This window comes from Frigidibacter albus (assembly GCF_009908165.1).
In the GTDB taxonomy this organism is placed as follows: Bacteria; Pseudomonadota; Alphaproteobacteria; order Rhodobacterales; family Rhodobacteraceae; genus Frigidibacter; species Frigidibacter albus.
Genome location: NZ_JAAAUC010000003.1, coordinates 168,461 through 184,751 on the forward strand (window position 1 = coordinate 168,461; position 16,291 = coordinate 184,751).

Sequence of the window (16,291 nt, forward strand, 5' to 3'; positions counted from 1 at the left end):
GGCAACTTGCACCAGGACTGGAGCGATGATGACCGGCGAAGCAAAGCCCGTGCCGCTGAACGAGTCCGAACCGGGTTCGGCGAGCGCAGAGCCTCCTGAGGACGCGATTGAGCCGGTCGAGGGGACGGATGCCGACCTGCCGCCAGCTGCGGGTCTCGAGGCCAGCCCCGGCCCGCGCCACACCCATAGCCCCGCGCTCAAACCCATTGAACCCGGGCTGCATTTCCTCGCGACCCCCATCGGGGCGGCGCGCGACATCACCCTGCGCGCGCTCGACATTCTGGCCGGCGCCGACCTGATCGCGGCCGAGGATACGCGGACCCTGCGCCACCTGATGGACATCCACGGCGTGCCGCTGGGGGACCGGCAGATCCTCGCCTATCACGACCATAACGGCGAGCAGATGCGGCCGCGCATCCTGCGCGCGCTGGCGATGGGCAAGGCCGTCGCCTATGCGTCGGAGGCCGGAACGCCGCTGGTCGCCGACCCCGGCTACCAGCTCGGCCGCGCCGCGATCGAGGCCGGCCACAAGGTGCTGGCTGCGCCCGGCCCCTCGGCCGTGCTGGCGGCGCTGACCGTGTCGGGCCTGCCCTCGGACCGGTTCCTGTTCGCCGGCTTTGCACCCTCCACCGCCAGCGCCCGGCTGCGCTGGCTCGAGGATCTGGCGCCGGTGGCGGCGACGGTGATCCTGTATGAATCGCCAAAACGGATTAGCGATTTGTTAGGGGCGCTTGTGCAAAGCTTCGGAGGCGAGAGGGAAGCGGCGGTGTGCCGGGAACTGACCAAACGCTTCGAAGAGGTGACGCGCGGGCCGCTTGCCACGCTGGCCGCCGATTTTGCGGACCGTGCCGTGAAGGGCGAGATCGTGGTGGTGATCGACCGGGCGCGCGGGCGCAAGGCGGACGGCGCCGATCTGGAAGCAGCGCTGAAGGACGCGCTGACCCGGATGCGGCTGAAGGATGCTGCGGCGGCGGTCGCCGAGACATTGGGCCTGCCCAAACGTGAGGTCTATCAGGCCGCGCTGCGGCTGGGGACTGAAGACTAGGCGCGCTGGCGCCGGAACGGAGGACGGTATGGGCGGGCAGGTTTCCTATCACGGCGGGCTCGCCGCCGAAGCGCAGGTCGCCGCGCATTACCAGCGCAGCGGCCGCCCGATTGCGGCGCGGCGCTGGCGCGGCCCGGGCGGAGAGATCGACCTGATCGCCCGCGAGGGCAACGCGCTGGTCTTTGTCGAGGTCAAGAAATCCTCCAGCTTCGCGCGCGCTGCCGAGCGTCTGTCGCGGCGGCAGATGGACCGGATCTGCCGGTCTGCCGCCGCCTTCGTTGCCGGTGAACCGCTCGGCCAGAATACCGAGATGCGCTTCGATGTAGCGCTGGTCGATGGCTTTGGCCGGATCGACATCATCGAGAATGCCTTCGGAGAGTACTGACCGCGAGGCGTCTTCCCCGCCTTCCTTGCAACTGCCGCGCCGCTGATCCATCAAGGGCGCAGCACATGAGGAGGCGCGCATGGCCCTGACATCCTTGCCCACAGGCTTGCCCAAAAGGCTGAAAGTCGCGATCCAGATGGATCCGATCGGCCCGATCAACATCGAGGCGGACAGCACTTTCCGCATCGCCCTGGAAGCGCAGGCGCGGGGGCATGAGCTGTTCTACTACACGCCCGACAAGCTGTCCTACCGCGAGGGCCGGGTGCTGGCGCGGGGCTGGCCGTTGACGGTGCGGCGCGAGGTCGGGAACCACTACACGCTGGGCGCCGAGACCGAGATCGACCTGGCCGAATGGGATGTGGTCTGGTTGCGGCAGGATCCACCCTTCGACATGGGCTATATCACCACGACGCACCTGCTGGAGCGGATCCATCCGGCGACGCTTGTGGTCAATGACCCGTTCTGGGTGCGCAACTCGCCCGAGAAGCTCCTGGTGCTGAACTTCCCCGACCTGACGCCGCCGACGCTGATCGCCCGCGATCTGGCCGCGATCCGCTCGTTCAAGGCGGCGCATGGCGACATCATCCTCAAGCCGCTTTACGGCAATGGCGGGGCGGGGGTGTTCCGGCTCGACCCGAATGACCGCAACCTTGCCAGCCTGCATGAGCTGTTCACCTCGATGAGCCGCGAGCCGCTGATTGCGCAGAAATTCGTCCCCGATGTCAGCAAGGGCGACAAGCGGATCATCCTGGTGGATGGCGAGCCGGTGGGCGCGATCAACCGGGTGCCGGCCGAGGGCGAGACGCGGTCGAACATGCATGTCGGCGGGCGGCCCGAGAAGATCGGGCTGACGGCGCGGGATCTGGAAATCTGCGCGCGTCTGGCGCCGGTGCTGAAGGAAAAGGGCCAGGTCTTCGTCGGCATCGACGTGATCGGCGACTGGCTGACCGAGATCAACGTGACCTCGCCCACCGGCATCCAGGAGCTGGAGCGCTTCGACGGCACCAATACCGCCGAGCGGATCTGGCAGGTGATCGAGGCGAAGCGCGGCGGCTGACATGAGCCGGCACCTGGGCCTGCTGAACACGGCGCTGCGGCTTGGTACCAAGCCGGCGCTGGCGCGGATGCGCGATCCGGTGCTGGCGCGGGCGATGATGGAGAGGGGCGCGCGCTGGATGTTCCGCGCGCCGCCGCATCTGCTGGTGCTGGATGCGCCGCTTTGCGGCGTGCCGGGGCTGCGCATCTCCGCCGGGCGGGTGGCGCCGGGCCATGCCATCTTGCACCTGCATGGCGGGGCCTTTGTCGCGGGCTCGCCGCGGACCCATCAGGCGATGCTGGGGCGGCTGTCGCGGCTCTCGGGCCTTGAGGTCTTCGCGCCCGCCTACCGGCTGGCGCCCGAACATCCGTTTCCCGCCGCGCTGGAGGATGCCGAGGCGGCCTTTGCCGGGCTGCTGGCGCGGGGCTATGCGCCGGAGCGGATTGCGCTTGGCGGCGACAGCGCCGGCGGCGGGCTCGCCTTCGCGCTGCTGGCGCGGCTTTATGCGGCGGGCACGGTGCCGGGGTTTGTCTATGGGTTCTCGCCCTGGTCGGACCTGACCGGGTCGGGCGAATCGATCCGCAGGAATGCCCGCGCCGACCCGATGCTGCCGGCGGCGCGGCTGGCCGATGTGGCGCAGATGTATCTGCAGGGGCATCCGGCGGGTGATCCCGGCGCCTCGCCGCTGTTCGCGGAATTTCCGGGCGCGCCGCCGGTGCTGCTGCAGGTCGGCAGCACCGAGATCTTGCTGGACGATTCGCTGCGGCTGGCGGAGCGGCTGCGCGGCTTTGGCGCGGCGGTCGATCTGCAGCTGCTGCCGGGCGTGCCGCATGTCTGCCAGCTGTTCGACGGCTGGGTGCCCGAGGCGCGGGCGGCGCTGCGGGTCGCCGCTGCCGCGATTCGCGCCGGGCTGTTCAGGCCGGAACCGACAGCGTCAGCCGGAAGCTGACCGCCTCGGCCACATGCGGTTTGCGCACAGCCTCGGACCCTTCCAGATCGGCAATCGTCCGCGCCACCCGCAGCACCCGGTGATAACCGCGGGCCGAGAGGCCGAAGCGCTGCGCCACCATCGACAGCAGCGCCCGGCCCTCGGCATCGGGGCTCGCCACCTCCTCCAGCACCGCGCCCTCGGTATCGGCGTTGACGCGCACCCCCGGGGCGGCCGCGTAGCGGGCGGTCTGCAGATCGCGCGCAGCGGCGACGCGGGCGGCGACCTCGGCCGAGCCCTCGCCCGAAGCGGGCAGGTCGAGGTCGGTATAGGCGACGGGCGGCACCTCGACCCGCAGATCGAAGCGGTCCATCAGCGGGCCGGAAATGCGGCCGAGGTAATCCTCGCCGCAGGCCGGAACGCGGGCACAGGCGCGGGCGGGGTCGGCGAGATAGCCGCATTTGCAGGGGTTGGCGGCGGCGACCAGCAGGAAGCGGCAGGGATAGCGGATATGGGCATTGGCGCGGGCCACCATCACCTCGCCGGTCTCCAGCGGCTGGCGCAGGGTTTCGAGCACCTGCCGGGGAAATTCCGGCAGTTCATCGAGGAACAGCACGCCATTATGCGCAAGGCTGATCTCGCCGGGTTTCGCGCCGCGGCCGCCGCCGATGATCGCGGCCATCGAGGCGGTGTGGTGGGGGTCGCGGTAGGGCCTTGTGCGGGAGATGCCACCTTCGGACAGCAGCCCCGCCAGCGAGTGGATCATCGAGGTTTCCAGCGCCTCGGCCGCCGACAGCGGCGGCAAGATCCCCGGCATCCGCGCCGCCAGCATCGACTTGCCGGAGCCGGGGGAGCCGACCATCAGCACATGATGCCGCCCCGCCGCTGCAATCTCCAGCGCGCGGCGGGCGCGTTCCTGGCCTTTCACGTCGCGCAGGTCGCGGGCGCCGGTGTCCGCCACCACTTCGCCCGGTTCGGCGGGCAGCAGCGGCGACTGGCCGGTGTAATGGCGGATCGCCTCGGTCAGGCTGGCGGGGGCGATGACCTGCGTGGCGCCGACCCAGGCCGCCTCGGCGCCGCAGGCCTTGGGGCACATCAGCATCCGGCCCTCGGCGGCCGCAGCCATCGCGGCGGGCAGGGCGCCGATCACCGGGACGAGGCGGCCGTCCAGCGACAGCTCACCAAGCGCCACGGTGTTCTCCACCTCCTCGCGCGGCAGGATCTCGATGGCGGCCAGCAGCGCCAGCGCGATCGGCAGGTCGAAATGCGAGCCTTCCTTGGGCAGGTCGGCGGGCGAGAGGTTGACGGTGATCTTCTTCGACGGCAGCGCGATGGAGAGGGCGGAGAGAGCCGCCCGCACCCGCTCCCGCGCCTCGGACACCGCCTTGTCGGCCAGCCCGACGACGGTGAAGCCCGGCAGGCCCGGGGTCAGCGCGCATTGCACCTCGACGATGCGCGCCTCGACCCCCTCGAAGGCCACCGTATAGGCCCGTGCCACCATTCGCCTTCACCCCCAACGGCCCCCGTCGTTAACCCTTAGGGAAGGATCGGTTTAAGAATGGTTAACGCCGCTTCAGCCTTCCGCCTGCACCATCGCCATGAACTTCGGCCAGACCTCGGGATCGGCCAGTGTCTTGTCGCGGCAGAAGGGGTTGCAGAAGCCCCAGACCTTGCCGCCCAGTTGCAGGAAGTCGGTGACCGGCTTGCCGGAATAGGGGCAGGCGGCGTTGACCGACGGCCCTTCGGCCACGGTCGCCGCCAACGGTGCGGGGCCGGGCCAAGGACGCTCGGGATAGGGCTTGCGATAGGCTGCCTGCTCCAGATGCTGGGCCCAGCCCATCGCCCGCCAGCGCCGGAAGGCAGGGTCGGCCAGATGCGCCGCGACATAGTCGGCCGAGGCCGCCCCCACCGGAAGGTTGTAGCCGGCGATCCGCGCCGCGACGGGGGCGAAGAAGGCATCCGCTGCGGTGTAGGTGCCGAACAGCCACCGCCCGCCCGCGCCGAAGCGGTCCCGCGCCAGCGCCCAGATCTCCTCGATCCGCGCCAGATCGGCCAGAACCTCGGGCCGCGGGGCGCTGTCCTGGTAGCTCTTCGCCAGGTTCATCGCGCAATCGCCGCGCAGCGCGCCAAAGCCTGCATGCATCTCGGCGCAGAGCCACCGTGCCAGCGCCCGTGCCGCCGGATCGGTCGGCCAGATCCCCGCCTCCGGATGCCGCTCCGCCAGCGTTTCGGCCATCGCCAGCGTCTCGCCGACCACCTCGCCGTCGGGCATCCGCATCGCCGGCACCAGCCGCGCCGGGGCATAGCGGGCCAGCAGCCGCGGCAGCTCATCGGTATACAGAACCGCGGTTTCCACGCTCACCGGAATCCCGAATTTCTCGAACAGCAGCCAGCCGCGCAGCGACCAGCTGGAATAGGTGCGATCGCCGATGGCGAGGTGATAGGTCATGGCGTTTTCCCTTTGCTGTGCTGCGCGGAACCTATCCACCCCCCGGCCCGTTGGGAAATGCCTGTTCGTGCGGCATTCCATCACGCGCGGTGATGGCCCCACCGGCCGAAAGCATGAACTTTTGCGTGATCCGGTTCAGCCTGGGAAACGTATCCCGCATAGTCAGGAAAGAAGAGACCGATTCCTGCATCTACCGCCTGACCCGACCACCCGAGATGGAAACGAAGGGGAAGCTCGCATGGCACTGGATGGATATTCTGATGGCATTCTGCCCCGCCGGGCGATGAAGGCGGAGCTGCTGGACGCCGAAACCGAACATCAACTGGCCGTCGCCTGGCGCGACCGGCGGGATGAGGCGGCGCTGCACCGGCTGGTGACGGCCTATATGCGCCTCGCCATCTCGATGGCGTCGAAGTTCCGCCGCTATGGCGCGCCGATGAACGACCTGATCCAGGAGGCAGGGCTTGGCCTGATGAAGGCCGCCGACAAGTTCGACCCGGATCGGGGCGTTCGCTTCTCAACCTATGCGGTGTGGTGGATCAAGGCCAGCATCCAGGATTACGTGATGCGCAACTGGTCGATGGTGCGCACCGGGTCCACCAGCAGCCAGAAGGCGCTGTTCTTCAACATGCGCCGGGTGCAGGCGCGGCTGGAGCGCGAGGCCGAGGCGCAGGGCGAGCGGCTCGACGGCCACCAGCTGCGAGCCCGCATCGCCCGCGAGGTCGGGGTGCCGCTGCACGATGTCGAGATGATGGAGGGGCGGCTGGCCGGGTCCGACTTCTCGCTGAACGCCACGCAATCGTCCGACGACGAGGGCCGCGAGTGGATCGAGGCGCTGGAGGATGACGGCCCGCAGGCCGCCGAGACCGTCGCCGAGGCGCATGACGCCGGCCATCTGCGCATCTGGCTGGGCCGGGCGATGGGCGCGCTGACCCCGCGCGAGCGCTATATCGTCGGCGAGCGCAAGCTGCGGGCAGAGCCGCGGACGCTGGAATCGCTGGGGGAAGAGCTTGGCCTGTCGAAAGAGCGTATCCGCCAGCTGGAGGCGCAGGCCTTCGCCAAGATGCGCAAGAGCCTTGAAGCCCAAAGCCAGGAAGTGCATCACTTCCTCGCATGAGACATGTCCTGATCCTGACGCTGTGCGTCTGCGCCGTGCCGGCCTTTGCCGAGCAGATTGGGCCGGACGCCCTGGCCGATCTGCGCGCCGATGTGGTGATCCTGGGCGAGGTGCATGACAACCCCGTTCACCACGCCCATCAGGCGCAGGCGGTGACGGCGCTGGCCCCCGCCGCGCTGGTGTTCGAGATGCTGACGCCGGAGCAGGCCGCGGCCGTGACCGACGCGAACCGCGGCGATGCGGCGGCCTTGGGCGCGGCGCTGGACTGGGAGGCCTCGGGCTGGCCCGATTTCACGATGTATCACCCCATCTTCACCGCGGCCCCTGAGGCCAAGATCTACGGCGCCGCCTTGCCGCGGGACGAGGTGCGCCGGTCGGTGACCGAGGGCGCCGCGGTTATCCTTGGCGCGGATGCCGAACGCTTCGGACTCACCTCCCCGCTGCCCGCCGCGGAGCAGGCGGCCCGCGAGGCGGACCAGATGGCTGCCCATTGCAACGCCATGCCGGCCGAGATGATGCCGGGCATGGTCGAGGCGCAGCGGCTGCGGGATGCCTCGCTGGCCCGCGCCGCGGTGCAGGCGACGGCCGAGACCGGCGGCCCGGTGGCGGTGATCGCGGGATCGGGCCATGCCCGGCGTGACTGGGGCATTCCGGCGGCACTGGCCCTCGCCGCGCCAGAGCTGTCGGTGCTTTCGGTCGGCCAGATCGAGGCGGAGGGCGATGTGGAGCCGGGCCAGCCTTTCGACGTCTGGCTCGTGACCGAGCCCACCCCGCGCGAAGACCCCTGCGCCGCGTTCAACTGAATCGGCCGCCTTCGCGGCCGGGCACCTGAATCCGTCTGCCGGGCGTTGTCATCCGCGCCCTGCGCCCCTAATCCTTGGCGGACCCTTGGGGTGGAGCCAAGGACTGGAGGCAGACATGCTGGCGGGCAAGCGCATCCTTCTGATCATCGGCGGCGGCATTGCCGCCTACAAGGCGCTGGACCTGATCCGCCGCCTGCGCGAGCGGGGCGCCAGCGTCGCCCCGGTGCTGACCCGCGCGGCCGAGGAGTTCGTGACGCCGCTGTCCGTTGCGGCGCTGGCGGGCGCGAACGTGCACCGCGACCTGTTCGACCTGACCGCAGAGGCGGAGATGGGCCATATCCAGCTGTCGCGCTCTGCCGACCTTGTGGTGGTCGCCCCGGCGACCGCCGACCTGATGGCCAAGATGGCGGGCGGCCTGGCAAATGATCTGGCCTCGACCCTGCTGCTGGCGACCGACACGCAGGTGCTGATCGCGCCCGCCATGAACGTGCGGATGTGGCAGCACGCGGCAACCGTCCGCAACCGGGCGGTGCTGGCGGGCGACGGCATCCTGTCCGTCGGCCCCAACGAGGGCGACATGGCTTGCGGCGAATATGGCCCGGGCCGGATGGCCGAACCGCTGGAGATCGTGGCGGCCATCGAAGGCATCCTCGGCGGCTGGGCTGGCCCGCTGGCGGGGCGGCATGTGCTGGTCACCTCCGGCCCCACGCATGAGCCCATCGACCCGGTGCGCTATATCGCCAACCGTTCGTCTGGTGCGCAGGGCACGGCACTGGCCGCCGCGCTGCGCGATCTGGGGGCAAAGGTGACCTTCGTGACCGGCCCCGCCACGGTGCCGCCGCCGCAGGGCGTGACCGTGGTGAAGGTCGAAACGGCGCAACAGATGCTGGCGGCGGTCGAGGCGGCTCTGCCGGCCGAGGCCGCGGTCTTTGCCGCCGCCGTCGCCGACTGGCGCGTCGCCAATGCCGCGGACCGCAAGATGAAGAAGGACGGCAGCGGCACCCCGCCCGCCCTCAGCTTTGCCGAGAATCCCGACATCCTCGCCACCATCTCGCAGCTTGCCAAGGGCCGCCCGCGGCTGGTGGTGGGCTTCGCTGCCGAAACCGATGACGTGATCGCCCATGCCACCGCCAAGCGCGCCCGCAAGGGCTGCGACTGGATCGTCGCCAACGATGTCTCGCCCGCGACCGGCATCATGGGTGGCAGCGAGAATGCGGTGACGGTGCTGACGGCGGAGGCGGCCGAGACATGGCCGCGGATGGCCAAGGACGCTGTGGCCCGCAAGCTCGCCGCCCGCATCGCCGAGGCGCTGGCATGAGCGCGCCAGAGATCCGGGTGCTGTGGGAGGACTGGGCCGACCGCGAGGTGCCGCTGCCCAGCTATGAGACCGCAGGATCGGCCGGCGCCGACATCCGCGCCAACCTGCGGCCCGAAGACAGGGCGACCGGCTTCATCCTGGACCCGATGCGCCGCGCGGTGCTGCCGACCGGGATCCGGGTGGAGATCCCGGAGGGGTATGAGCTCCAGATCCGCCCGCGGTCGGGCCTCGCGCTCAAGCACGGGATCAGCCTGCCGAACACCCCTGGCACGATCGACAACGATTATCGCGGTCCGCTGGGAGTGCTGCTGATCAACTTTGGCACCGAGCCCTATACCATCCAGCACGGCGACCGCATCGCGCAGCTGGTGGTCGCGCCGGTGCTGCAGGCGGGGTTCGCGGTCGTGGGCGCGCTTGGCGAGACCGTGCGCGGCGCGGGCGGCTTCGGCTCCACAGGCAAGCGATGACGGTGCTGCTGGCCGCGCTGGCGCTGGTGGCGCTTGGCTATGTGGCCGGGCTGCCGCGGCGGCTGATCGGGCTGATGCTGGTGATGCTGTGGCTGGCGGTGGTGCTGGCGCATCTGGTGCTGCCCGAGGGCACGGGCCTGCTGCGCGCGACGGGCGGCAACTTGCGCGGCTGGCTGGCGCTTGGCGTGGTGGTGGTGGTGGTGCTGGGATATCGGGCGGGGGTCAGCCGGTTGCGCAAGGGGGCGCTTGCCTCGGTTGCCACCCCGGTGCCGCCCGCGAGCGGGCCGTTCTCCGACACCGAGCTCGACCGCTACGCCCGCCATATCGTGCTGCGCGAGGTCGGCGGCGCCGGGCAGCGGCGGCTGAAGGGCGCGCGGGTGCTGGTGGTCGGGGCAGGGGGCCTTGGCTCACCGGCGCTGCTGTATCTGGCGGCGGCGGGGGTGGGGACAATCGGGGTGATCGACGATGACACCGTGTCGAACTCCAACCTGCAGCGGCAGGTGATCCATAGCGATGCGCGGATCGGGATGCCGAAGGTGTTCTCGGCCCAGGCGGCGATGACCGCGCTGAACCCCTTCGTCACGGTGCGCCCCTACAACCGCCGGCTGACGGCCGATGAGGCCCCGGCGCTGTTTGCCGACTATGACCTGATCCTCGATGGTTCCGACAATTTCCCCACGCGGCTCTTGGTGAACGCGGCGGCAGTGGCGGCGGGCAAGCCGCTGATTTCCGGCGCCATCGCGCAATGGGAGGGGCAGCTCGGCCTGTTCGACCCCGCAAGCGGCGCGCCCTGCTATGCCTGCATCTTCCCCGAAGCCCCCGCCGAGGGCCTCGCCCCCGCCTGCGCCGAGGCCGGGGTAATGGGCGCCTTGCCGGGCGTTGTCGGGGCGATGATGGCGGCAGAGGCGATCAAGGAGATCACCGGCGCCGGGCAATCGCTGCGCGGGCGGCTGCTGATCTATGACGCGCTGTGGCGCGAGAACCGGACGGTCGGGCTGAAACGCCGGGCCGGGTGTGCCGTGTGCGGGGGCGTGCATCCGGCGGGGTGACATCCGGCCGGCAGTAGCCCTCCCCTTGGCGAAGGCCATCGCCTGCGCCACGCGGCGCCCTGTCAACCAGACGGACGGGGGCCCAAAGCCCCCGGCCAGCGCCCGCCCGCCAGGTCGGGCGCTGTCCTCACACGGTCTCTCGCTGCCAGCGGTTCTGGGTGAAAGGCCCCATGCGGGCGGGGCGAGGCAGTGCCTCGCCTATTCCCGCCCGAACAGTCGGAGGGAAGGGCGCCAGCGGCGGCAACTTGCCTTTTACCAGCGACAACGCCCCCGCTGGACAGCCCGCAGCGCCAGGCCTACCCTCTCCCCAACCTTCCCCGACAGGAGATCCCGATGCGCCGCCTCGCCGTCCTCGCCGCCCTGATGCTCGCCACCCCCGCCCTCGCCGATTTGCCCGATCTTGCAGGCCGCGAGGTGGTGGTCGTCACCGAAAACGCCTACCCGCCGCTGCAATTCCTCGACAGCTCGGGCAAGGCCGTCGGCTGGGAATATGACGCGATGGACGAGATCGCCAGGCGCCTGAACATGGTGGTACGCTACGAGAATTCCAGCTGGGACGCGATGATCCCCGCCATATCCGAGGCGCAATACGACATCGGCATGACCGGCATCACCATCCGCGACGACCGCAAGGAGATGGTGGATTTCTCGGACCCCTATATGCGCTCGGAAATGGTAATGATGGTGCGTGGTGATGAGGCCCGCTTCACCGATGCCGCCGGCTTCGCCGCAGACGAAGCCCTGCTGATGGCCGCGCAGCCCGGCACCACGCCCTTCTATGTCGGCGTCTATGAGGTGCTGGACGGGGATGAGGCCAACCCGCGGATCAAGCTGTTCGAGACCTTCGGGGCGGGCGTTGCCGCGCTCCGGGCCGGGGATGTCGATCTGGTGCTGACCGATGGCACCTCGGGCAACGGCTATGTCGCGGCGTCGGACGGCGCGTTGAAGCTGGTGGGCGCCCCGCTCGGGACCGAGGATTTCGGCTTCATCTTCCCCAGGGGCTCGGACCTCGTCGCCCCGGTTAACGCCGCCATCGCCGAGATGGCCGCCGATGGCACGCTGGAGGCGCTCAACACCCGCTGGTTCCTCGACTTCAAGATGGGCGAGTGACCCCTCAGCCCTCCCGATGCTGACCCCCCGCGACCCCGCCAAGGAGTTCCCCTGGTGGCTGGCCCTCGTGCTGGCCGCCGGGGCTTGGCTGTTCTGGCAGGCCTTTGCCGACCCGGCGCAGCGGCAGGTGCTGCACCTCCTGTGGCGCGGGGTCGGCGTCACGCTGCTGGTGACGGCGGTGGCCTACCTCTCGGCCTGCGCCCTTGGCCTGCTGCTGGCCCTTGCGGTGCTGTCGCGGACCCGCGTCCTGCGTCAGGTGGCGCGGCTTTACATCGAGGTGGTGCGCGGCATCCCGATCCTGGTGCTGCTGCTCTACACGGCCTTCGTGGTGGTTCCGGCGGCGGTGGCGGGGTGGAACGGGCTCGCCGCCCATCTCGGCCTGCCGCCGCTGCAAACCCGCGACGTGCCGCTGCTCTGGCGGGCGGTGCTGGCGCTGACGGTGGCCTATTCCGCCTTCCTCGCCGAGATCTTTCGCGCGGGCCTGCAATCGGTGGACCAGGGCCAGATCGAAGCCGCCGAGAGCCTGGGCCTGACGCGTTGGATGCGCTTTCGCATGGTGGTGTTCCCGCAGGCCTTCCGGGTGATCCTGCCGCCGCTTGGCAATGACCTGGTGGCGATGGTCAAGGATTCCTCGCTGGTCTCGGTACTTGGCGTCGCCGATGTCACCCAGCTTGGCAAGCTCGCCGCCGCCAGCAACTTCCGCTATTTCGAGACCTACAACATGGTGGCGCTGGTCTATCTGACGATGACGCTGACCCTGTCCTTGCTGCTGCGCCGGCTGGAAGCACGGCTGCGGAAAAGGGGTTGAGGCTGGACCTTGCCGCCGCTCCTGCCTAGCGTGCCAGCCAACAAGGAGTTCCCCATGACCGCCATGACCGATAACCCGCTGCTCGCCCCCTGGACCGGCGCCTTCGACCTGCCGCCCTTCGCCGCGATCACCGATGCCGATTTCGCCCCCGCCTTCGACACCGGCCTTGCCGAAGCCCGCGCCCGCATCGCGCAAATCGCTGGTGATCCGGAGACGCCCACCTTCGCCAACACCATCGCCGCGTTGGAACTGGCGGAGGCGACGCTCGACCGGGTGGCAGGCGTCTTCTACAACCTCGCCGGCGCCGACAGCACCGACGCGCGCGAGGCCTTGCAGCGCGATCTTGCCCCGAAAATGTCGGTCTTCTCCTCCGAGGTCACGATGAACCGCGAACTGTTCGGGCGGATCGAGGATCTGTGGCAGCGGCGCGATACCCTTGGCCTGAACGCAGAAGAGTCAAGGGTTCTGGACCTTTACCGCCGGATGTTCATCCGCGCCGGCGCCCAGTTGCAGGGCGAGGCGGCGACCCGTATGGCCGCAGTGAAACAGCGCCTCGCGGTCCTGTCCACCCGCTTCAGCCAGAACGTGCTGGCCGATGAACGCGGCTGGTCGATGCCGCTGGCCGAGGCCGATCTGGAGGGCCTGCCCGATTTCGTGATCGCCAGCGCCAGGGCCGCCGCCGAGGAACGCGGCCAGAGCGGCCATGTGCTGACCCTGAACCGCTCGCTGATCGTGCCCTTCCTGCAGTTCTCGCCCCGCCGCGACCTGCGCGAGGTTGCTTTCGCGGCCTGGGGCGCCCGCGGCGCCACGGGCGGCGAGACCGACAACCGCGCCGTCGCGGCGGAAATCCTCGCCCTGCGCGAGGAACGCGCCAAGCTGCTGGGATATGACAGCTTCGCCGCCTACAAGCTGGAGCCGGAGATGGCCAAGACCCCGGCCGCGGTGCGGGGCCTCTTGATGCAGGTCTGGACCCCGGCCCGCGCTAGGGCCGAGGCCGACGCGGCGATCCTTGAAGGGATGATGCATGAGGGTGGCATCAACGGCACGCTGGAGCCCTGGGACTGGCGCTACTACTCCGAACGCCGCCGCCGCGCCGAGCATGACCTCGATGAGGCCGCCCTGAAGCCCTACCTGTCGCTCGATGCGATGATCGGCGCGCAGTTCGATGTGGCCAGCCGGCTGTTCGGGCTGGAGTTCCGGGCACTCGACACGCCCCTCTACCACCCCGACGCCCGCGCCTGGGAGGTGACGCGCGACGGCCGCCACATGGCGGTGTTCATCGGCGACTACTTCGCCCGCGGCTCCAAACGCTCCGGCGCCTGGTGCTCGTCCTTCCGCAGCCAGCGCAAGCTGGGCGGCGAGGTGCGCCCCGTGGTGGTCAACGTGTGCAACTTCGCCAAGGGCGACCCGGCGCTGCTCAGCTATGACGATGCCCGCACCCTGTTCCATGAATTCGGCCACGCGCTGCACCAGATGCTGTCGGACGTGACCTATCCGCTGATCTCGGGCACCTCGGTTGCGCGCGACTTCGTGGAACTGCCGAGCCAGCTCTACGAACACTGGCTGGAAGTGCCCGAAGTGCTGCAAAAGCACGCCCGCCACTGGCATACCGGCGCGCCGATGCCGCAGGACATGCTGGACCGGCTGCTGGCCGCCAGCACCTACGGGCAAGGGTTTGCGACGGTGGAATATGTCGCCTCGGCTCTGGTGGACCTCGCCTTCCACGAAGGCGCGGCCCCCGCAGACCCGATGGAGATGCAGGGCCGCGTGCTGGAAGGCCTCGGCCTGCCCCACGCGATCAAGATGCGCCACGCCACCCCGCATTTCACCCATGTCTTTTCCGGGGACGGCTATTCCTCGGGCTATTACAGCTACATGTGGTCCGAGGTGATGGATGCCGACGCCTTCGCCGCCTTCGAGGAAACCGGCGACGTGTTCGACCCCGAAACCGCGGCCAAGCTGGAGAAGTTCATCCTCTCCGCAGGCGGCTCACAGGAAGCCGAGGCCCTCTACACCGCCTTCCGCGGCCGCCTGCCGGGAGTGGAGGCGCTGCTCAAGGGCCGGGGTCTGCTCGACGCAGCCTGACCCGTTCTTGCTGGTGGAAATATCCTCGGGGGGTGCGGGGGGCAGAAGGCCCCCCGCTCTTATGTTTCGGCCGGGGGCGGAAGGCCCCCCTGCTTCCTTCACACCCGCGCCACATCCTTGTGGATGATCACGTCGCATTGCGGATAGGCCAGCAGGATTGTCCGCCGCAGGCCCGAGCCGATGTCATGCGCCTCGCGCAGGGTCAGATCACCATCAAGCTCGATATGCAGGTGAACAAACACCCGGCTGCCGGCGGTGCGGGTCTTCAGGTCATGGAACCCCCGCACCTCGGGCCAGGCGCGGGTCAGTTCCGCAATGCCCGCCACCAGCTCGGGATCGGCGGCGCGGTCCATCAGCGCGTCCCAGGCGCCCTTGCCGATGCGTGTGGCCCCCAGCACCATCCCCGCGCCCGCCGCCAGCGCCACCACGGAATCGATCTGCCCCAGCCCGAAGCGCGCCGAAGCCCACAGCGCCAGGATCGCGCCGATATTGGGCAGCAGATCGCCAAGGTAATGCAGCGAATCCGCCGCCACCACCCGGCTGCGGGTGCGCCGCGCCACCCGGCGCTGCCACAGCACCAGCCCCACCGTCAGCACGATGGAGAAGGTCATCACCGCGATGCCCTCGGCCTGCGCCTCCAGCGGCGCCGGCGCGTCGGACAGCAGCCGTGCTGCGGCGGCCCAGCCGATGACGATGCCCGACACCGCGATGAAGATCGACTGCCCCAAGGCCACCAGATCCTCGGCAGACGAGTGCCCGAAGGCATGGTCCTCATCCGGCGGGCGGGCGGCATAGATCATCGCCGCCAGTCCCGCGACCGAAACCATCAGGTCCATCGCACTGTCGGCCAGCGAGGCGGCGATCGAGAGCGAGCCGGTGGCCGACAGTGCCCAGAGCTTGGCCAGCACCAGCACCATCGCCACGGTGACAGAGGCAAGGCCGGCCGACAGGTTCAGGCGCAGCATGGGGTTCTTGGCCATGGGGAGGTCCTTCGACTCGGTGTCCGCAATCACTCTGCCGCGGACCGCCGGACTATTCGACCAGTTCGCCCGCGTCCACGCCCCAAAGCGCGGATTTTTCCACCCAGCCGCGCTGGCCGCTGGCATTGATGCGGCACCAATCCGGCCCGCATTGCTCCAGCCTTGCAATCACCCCGGCCATGGCCCGGGCCACGACCGGCGCGCCGGCCATGTCGCGGGCGCGCAGGTCGGCCGACTCGGCGCTGATGACCACGGTGCGCACCCCTGACACCAGCGCATAATGCACCCAGCCCCCGGCGCCGTCGCGGTCCTCGACCCGGCGCCAATGGCCGAACTCGGCGGTCACGCGCAGCGGCATGTCGCGGTGGCGAAAGACCCAGTCGATCCGGTGCGACAGCGAGGGGCCGCGGCGGGCATTGCCCTCGGACGCCTTCAGCGACACATAGCGCGGCATCGGCAGGTTGGTGACGGGGCCGCGGCCCTCGGCGGTGGCGGCGGATGCCTGCACCGCGGCGTCCATGTCAAGCGCCGGCTCCACGGCTGCCTCTTGCAGCAGGGCAGAGCCGTCTTGCGCCTGTGCGATGCCCGCCGGCCCAAGCAGGGCCGCCAGAACTGCCGCTATTGCCAGAAATCCCTGTCCAGCCCGCATGGTCATGCCTGCCGCCCGCCCGTCTTTGCCTCGGTTTCGGGATGTCGGGCCGAAGCCGGCCG

16 protein-coding genes are annotated in these 16,291 nt (G+C 69.7%); 12 read left to right on the top strand and 4 right to left on the bottom strand.

The window, feature by feature from the left end:
- The first annotated feature begins 28 nt into the window (after positions 1 to 28).
- The 4 genes from rsmI to GVY41_RS05830 all read left to right on the top strand — a co-directional run bounded on the left by rsmI (position 29) and on the right by GVY41_RS05830 (position 3,415).
- The gene (gene rsmI, locus GVY41_RS05815) at positions 29 to 1,045 is read left to right on the top strand and encodes a 16S rRNA (cytidine(1402)-2'-O)-methyltransferase (protein ID WP_161344492.1); all 1,017 of its coding nucleotides are present in this window, start codon (positions 29 to 31) and stop codon (positions 1,043 to 1,045) included.
- Between the two features lie 28 nt (positions 1,046 to 1,073).
- Entirely contained in the window at positions 1,074 to 1,430 is a 357-nt protein-coding gene (locus GVY41_RS05820; RefSeq protein ID WP_161344490.1) for a YraN family protein, read from the top strand.
- A gap of 79 nt (positions 1,431 to 1,509) precedes the next feature.
- Positions 1,510 to 2,487: a glutathione synthase gene (gene gshB / locus GVY41_RS05825; protein WP_161344488.1), complete on the top strand. Its 978-nt coding sequence runs from the start codon at positions 1,510 to 1,512 to the stop codon at positions 2,485 to 2,487.
- Between the two features lies 1 nt (position 2,488).
- The gene (locus GVY41_RS05830) at positions 2,489 to 3,415 is read left to right on the top strand and encodes an alpha/beta hydrolase (protein ID WP_161344486.1); all 927 of its coding nucleotides are present in this window, start codon (positions 2,489 to 2,491) and stop codon (positions 3,413 to 3,415) included.
- Here the strand turns inward: GVY41_RS05830 and GVY41_RS05835 are convergent.
- Complete coding sequence (locus tag GVY41_RS05835) at positions 3,381 to 4,895, bottom strand: YifB family Mg chelatase-like AAA ATPase (RefSeq protein ID WP_161344485.1); 1,515 nt, start codon at positions 4,893 to 4,895, stop codon at positions 3,381 to 3,383. The two genes, GVY41_RS05830 and GVY41_RS05835, sit on opposite strands and share 35 nt — an antisense overlap.
- A gap of 72 nt (positions 4,896 to 4,967) precedes the next feature.
- Positions 4,968 to 5,843: a glutathione S-transferase gene (locus tag GVY41_RS05840; protein ID WP_161344483.1), complete on the bottom strand. Its 876-nt coding sequence runs from the start codon at positions 5,841 to 5,843 to the stop codon at positions 4,968 to 4,970.
- Between the two features lie 238 nt (positions 5,844 to 6,081).
- Here GVY41_RS05840 and GVY41_RS05845 point away from each other — a divergent pair, with 238 nt between their 5' ends.
- From GVY41_RS05845 to GVY41_RS05880, 8 genes are all read left to right on the top strand, one after another.
- On the top strand, positions 6,082 to 6,960 hold the full coding sequence (locus GVY41_RS05845) for an RNA polymerase factor sigma-32 (protein ID WP_161344481.1): 879 nt from the start codon (positions 6,082 to 6,084) through the stop codon (positions 6,958 to 6,960).
- On the top strand, positions 6,957 to 7,763 hold the full coding sequence (locus tag GVY41_RS05850; protein ID WP_161344479.1) for a ChaN family lipoprotein: 807 nt from the start codon (positions 6,957 to 6,959) through the stop codon (positions 7,761 to 7,763). Before GVY41_RS05845 ends, GVY41_RS05850 begins: the two co-directional genes overlap by 4 nt.
- Before the next feature lie 115 nt (positions 7,764 to 7,878).
- Complete coding sequence (gene coaBC / locus GVY41_RS05855; protein WP_161344477.1) at positions 7,879 to 9,081, top strand: bifunctional phosphopantothenoylcysteine decarboxylase/phosphopantothenate--cysteine ligase CoaBC; 1,203 nt, start codon at positions 7,879 to 7,881, stop codon at positions 9,079 to 9,081.
- Complete coding sequence (gene dut / locus GVY41_RS05860) at positions 9,078 to 9,548, top strand: dUTP diphosphatase (protein ID WP_161344475.1); 471 nt, start codon at positions 9,078 to 9,080, stop codon at positions 9,546 to 9,548. Before coaBC ends, dut begins: the two co-directional genes overlap by 4 nt.
- The gene (locus GVY41_RS05865) at positions 9,545 to 10,597 is read left to right on the top strand and encodes a HesA/MoeB/ThiF family protein (protein WP_161344473.1); all 1,053 of its coding nucleotides are present in this window, start codon (positions 9,545 to 9,547) and stop codon (positions 10,595 to 10,597) included. Before dut ends, GVY41_RS05865 begins: the two co-directional genes overlap by 4 nt.
- A gap of 333 nt (positions 10,598 to 10,930) precedes the next feature.
- Complete coding sequence (locus GVY41_RS05870; RefSeq protein WP_161344471.1) at positions 10,931 to 11,707, top strand: transporter substrate-binding domain-containing protein; 777 nt, start codon at positions 10,931 to 10,933, stop codon at positions 11,705 to 11,707.
- 16 nt (positions 11,708 to 11,723) lie between these two features.
- Positions 11,724 to 12,515, top strand: a complete 792-nt coding sequence (locus GVY41_RS05875; RefSeq protein ID WP_161344469.1) for an amino acid ABC transporter permease — start codon at positions 11,724 to 11,726, stop codon at positions 12,513 to 12,515.
- A gap of 54 nt (positions 12,516 to 12,569) precedes the next feature.
- Positions 12,570 to 14,600, top strand: coding sequence for a M3 family metallopeptidase (locus tag GVY41_RS05880; RefSeq protein WP_373283264.1), 2,031 nt, complete (start codon positions 12,570 to 12,572; stop codon positions 14,598 to 14,600).
- Positions 14,601 to 14,698: 98 nt separating this feature from the next.
- Here GVY41_RS05880 and GVY41_RS05885 read toward each other — a convergent pair whose 3' ends face one another.
- Both GVY41_RS05885 and GVY41_RS05890 read right to left on the bottom strand, forming a co-directional pair.
- Positions 14,699 to 15,580, bottom strand: a complete 882-nt coding sequence (locus GVY41_RS05885; RefSeq protein ID WP_161344467.1) for a cation diffusion facilitator family transporter — start codon at positions 15,578 to 15,580, stop codon at positions 14,699 to 14,701.
- A 52-nt stretch (positions 15,581 to 15,632) separates the two neighbouring features.
- Positions 15,633 to 16,235 (bottom strand): SH3 domain-containing protein, encoded by a 603-nt coding sequence (locus GVY41_RS05890; RefSeq protein WP_161344465.1) that lies wholly within the window; start codon positions 16,233 to 16,235, stop codon positions 15,633 to 15,635.
- Between the last annotated feature and the right edge of the window lie 56 nt (positions 16,236 to 16,291).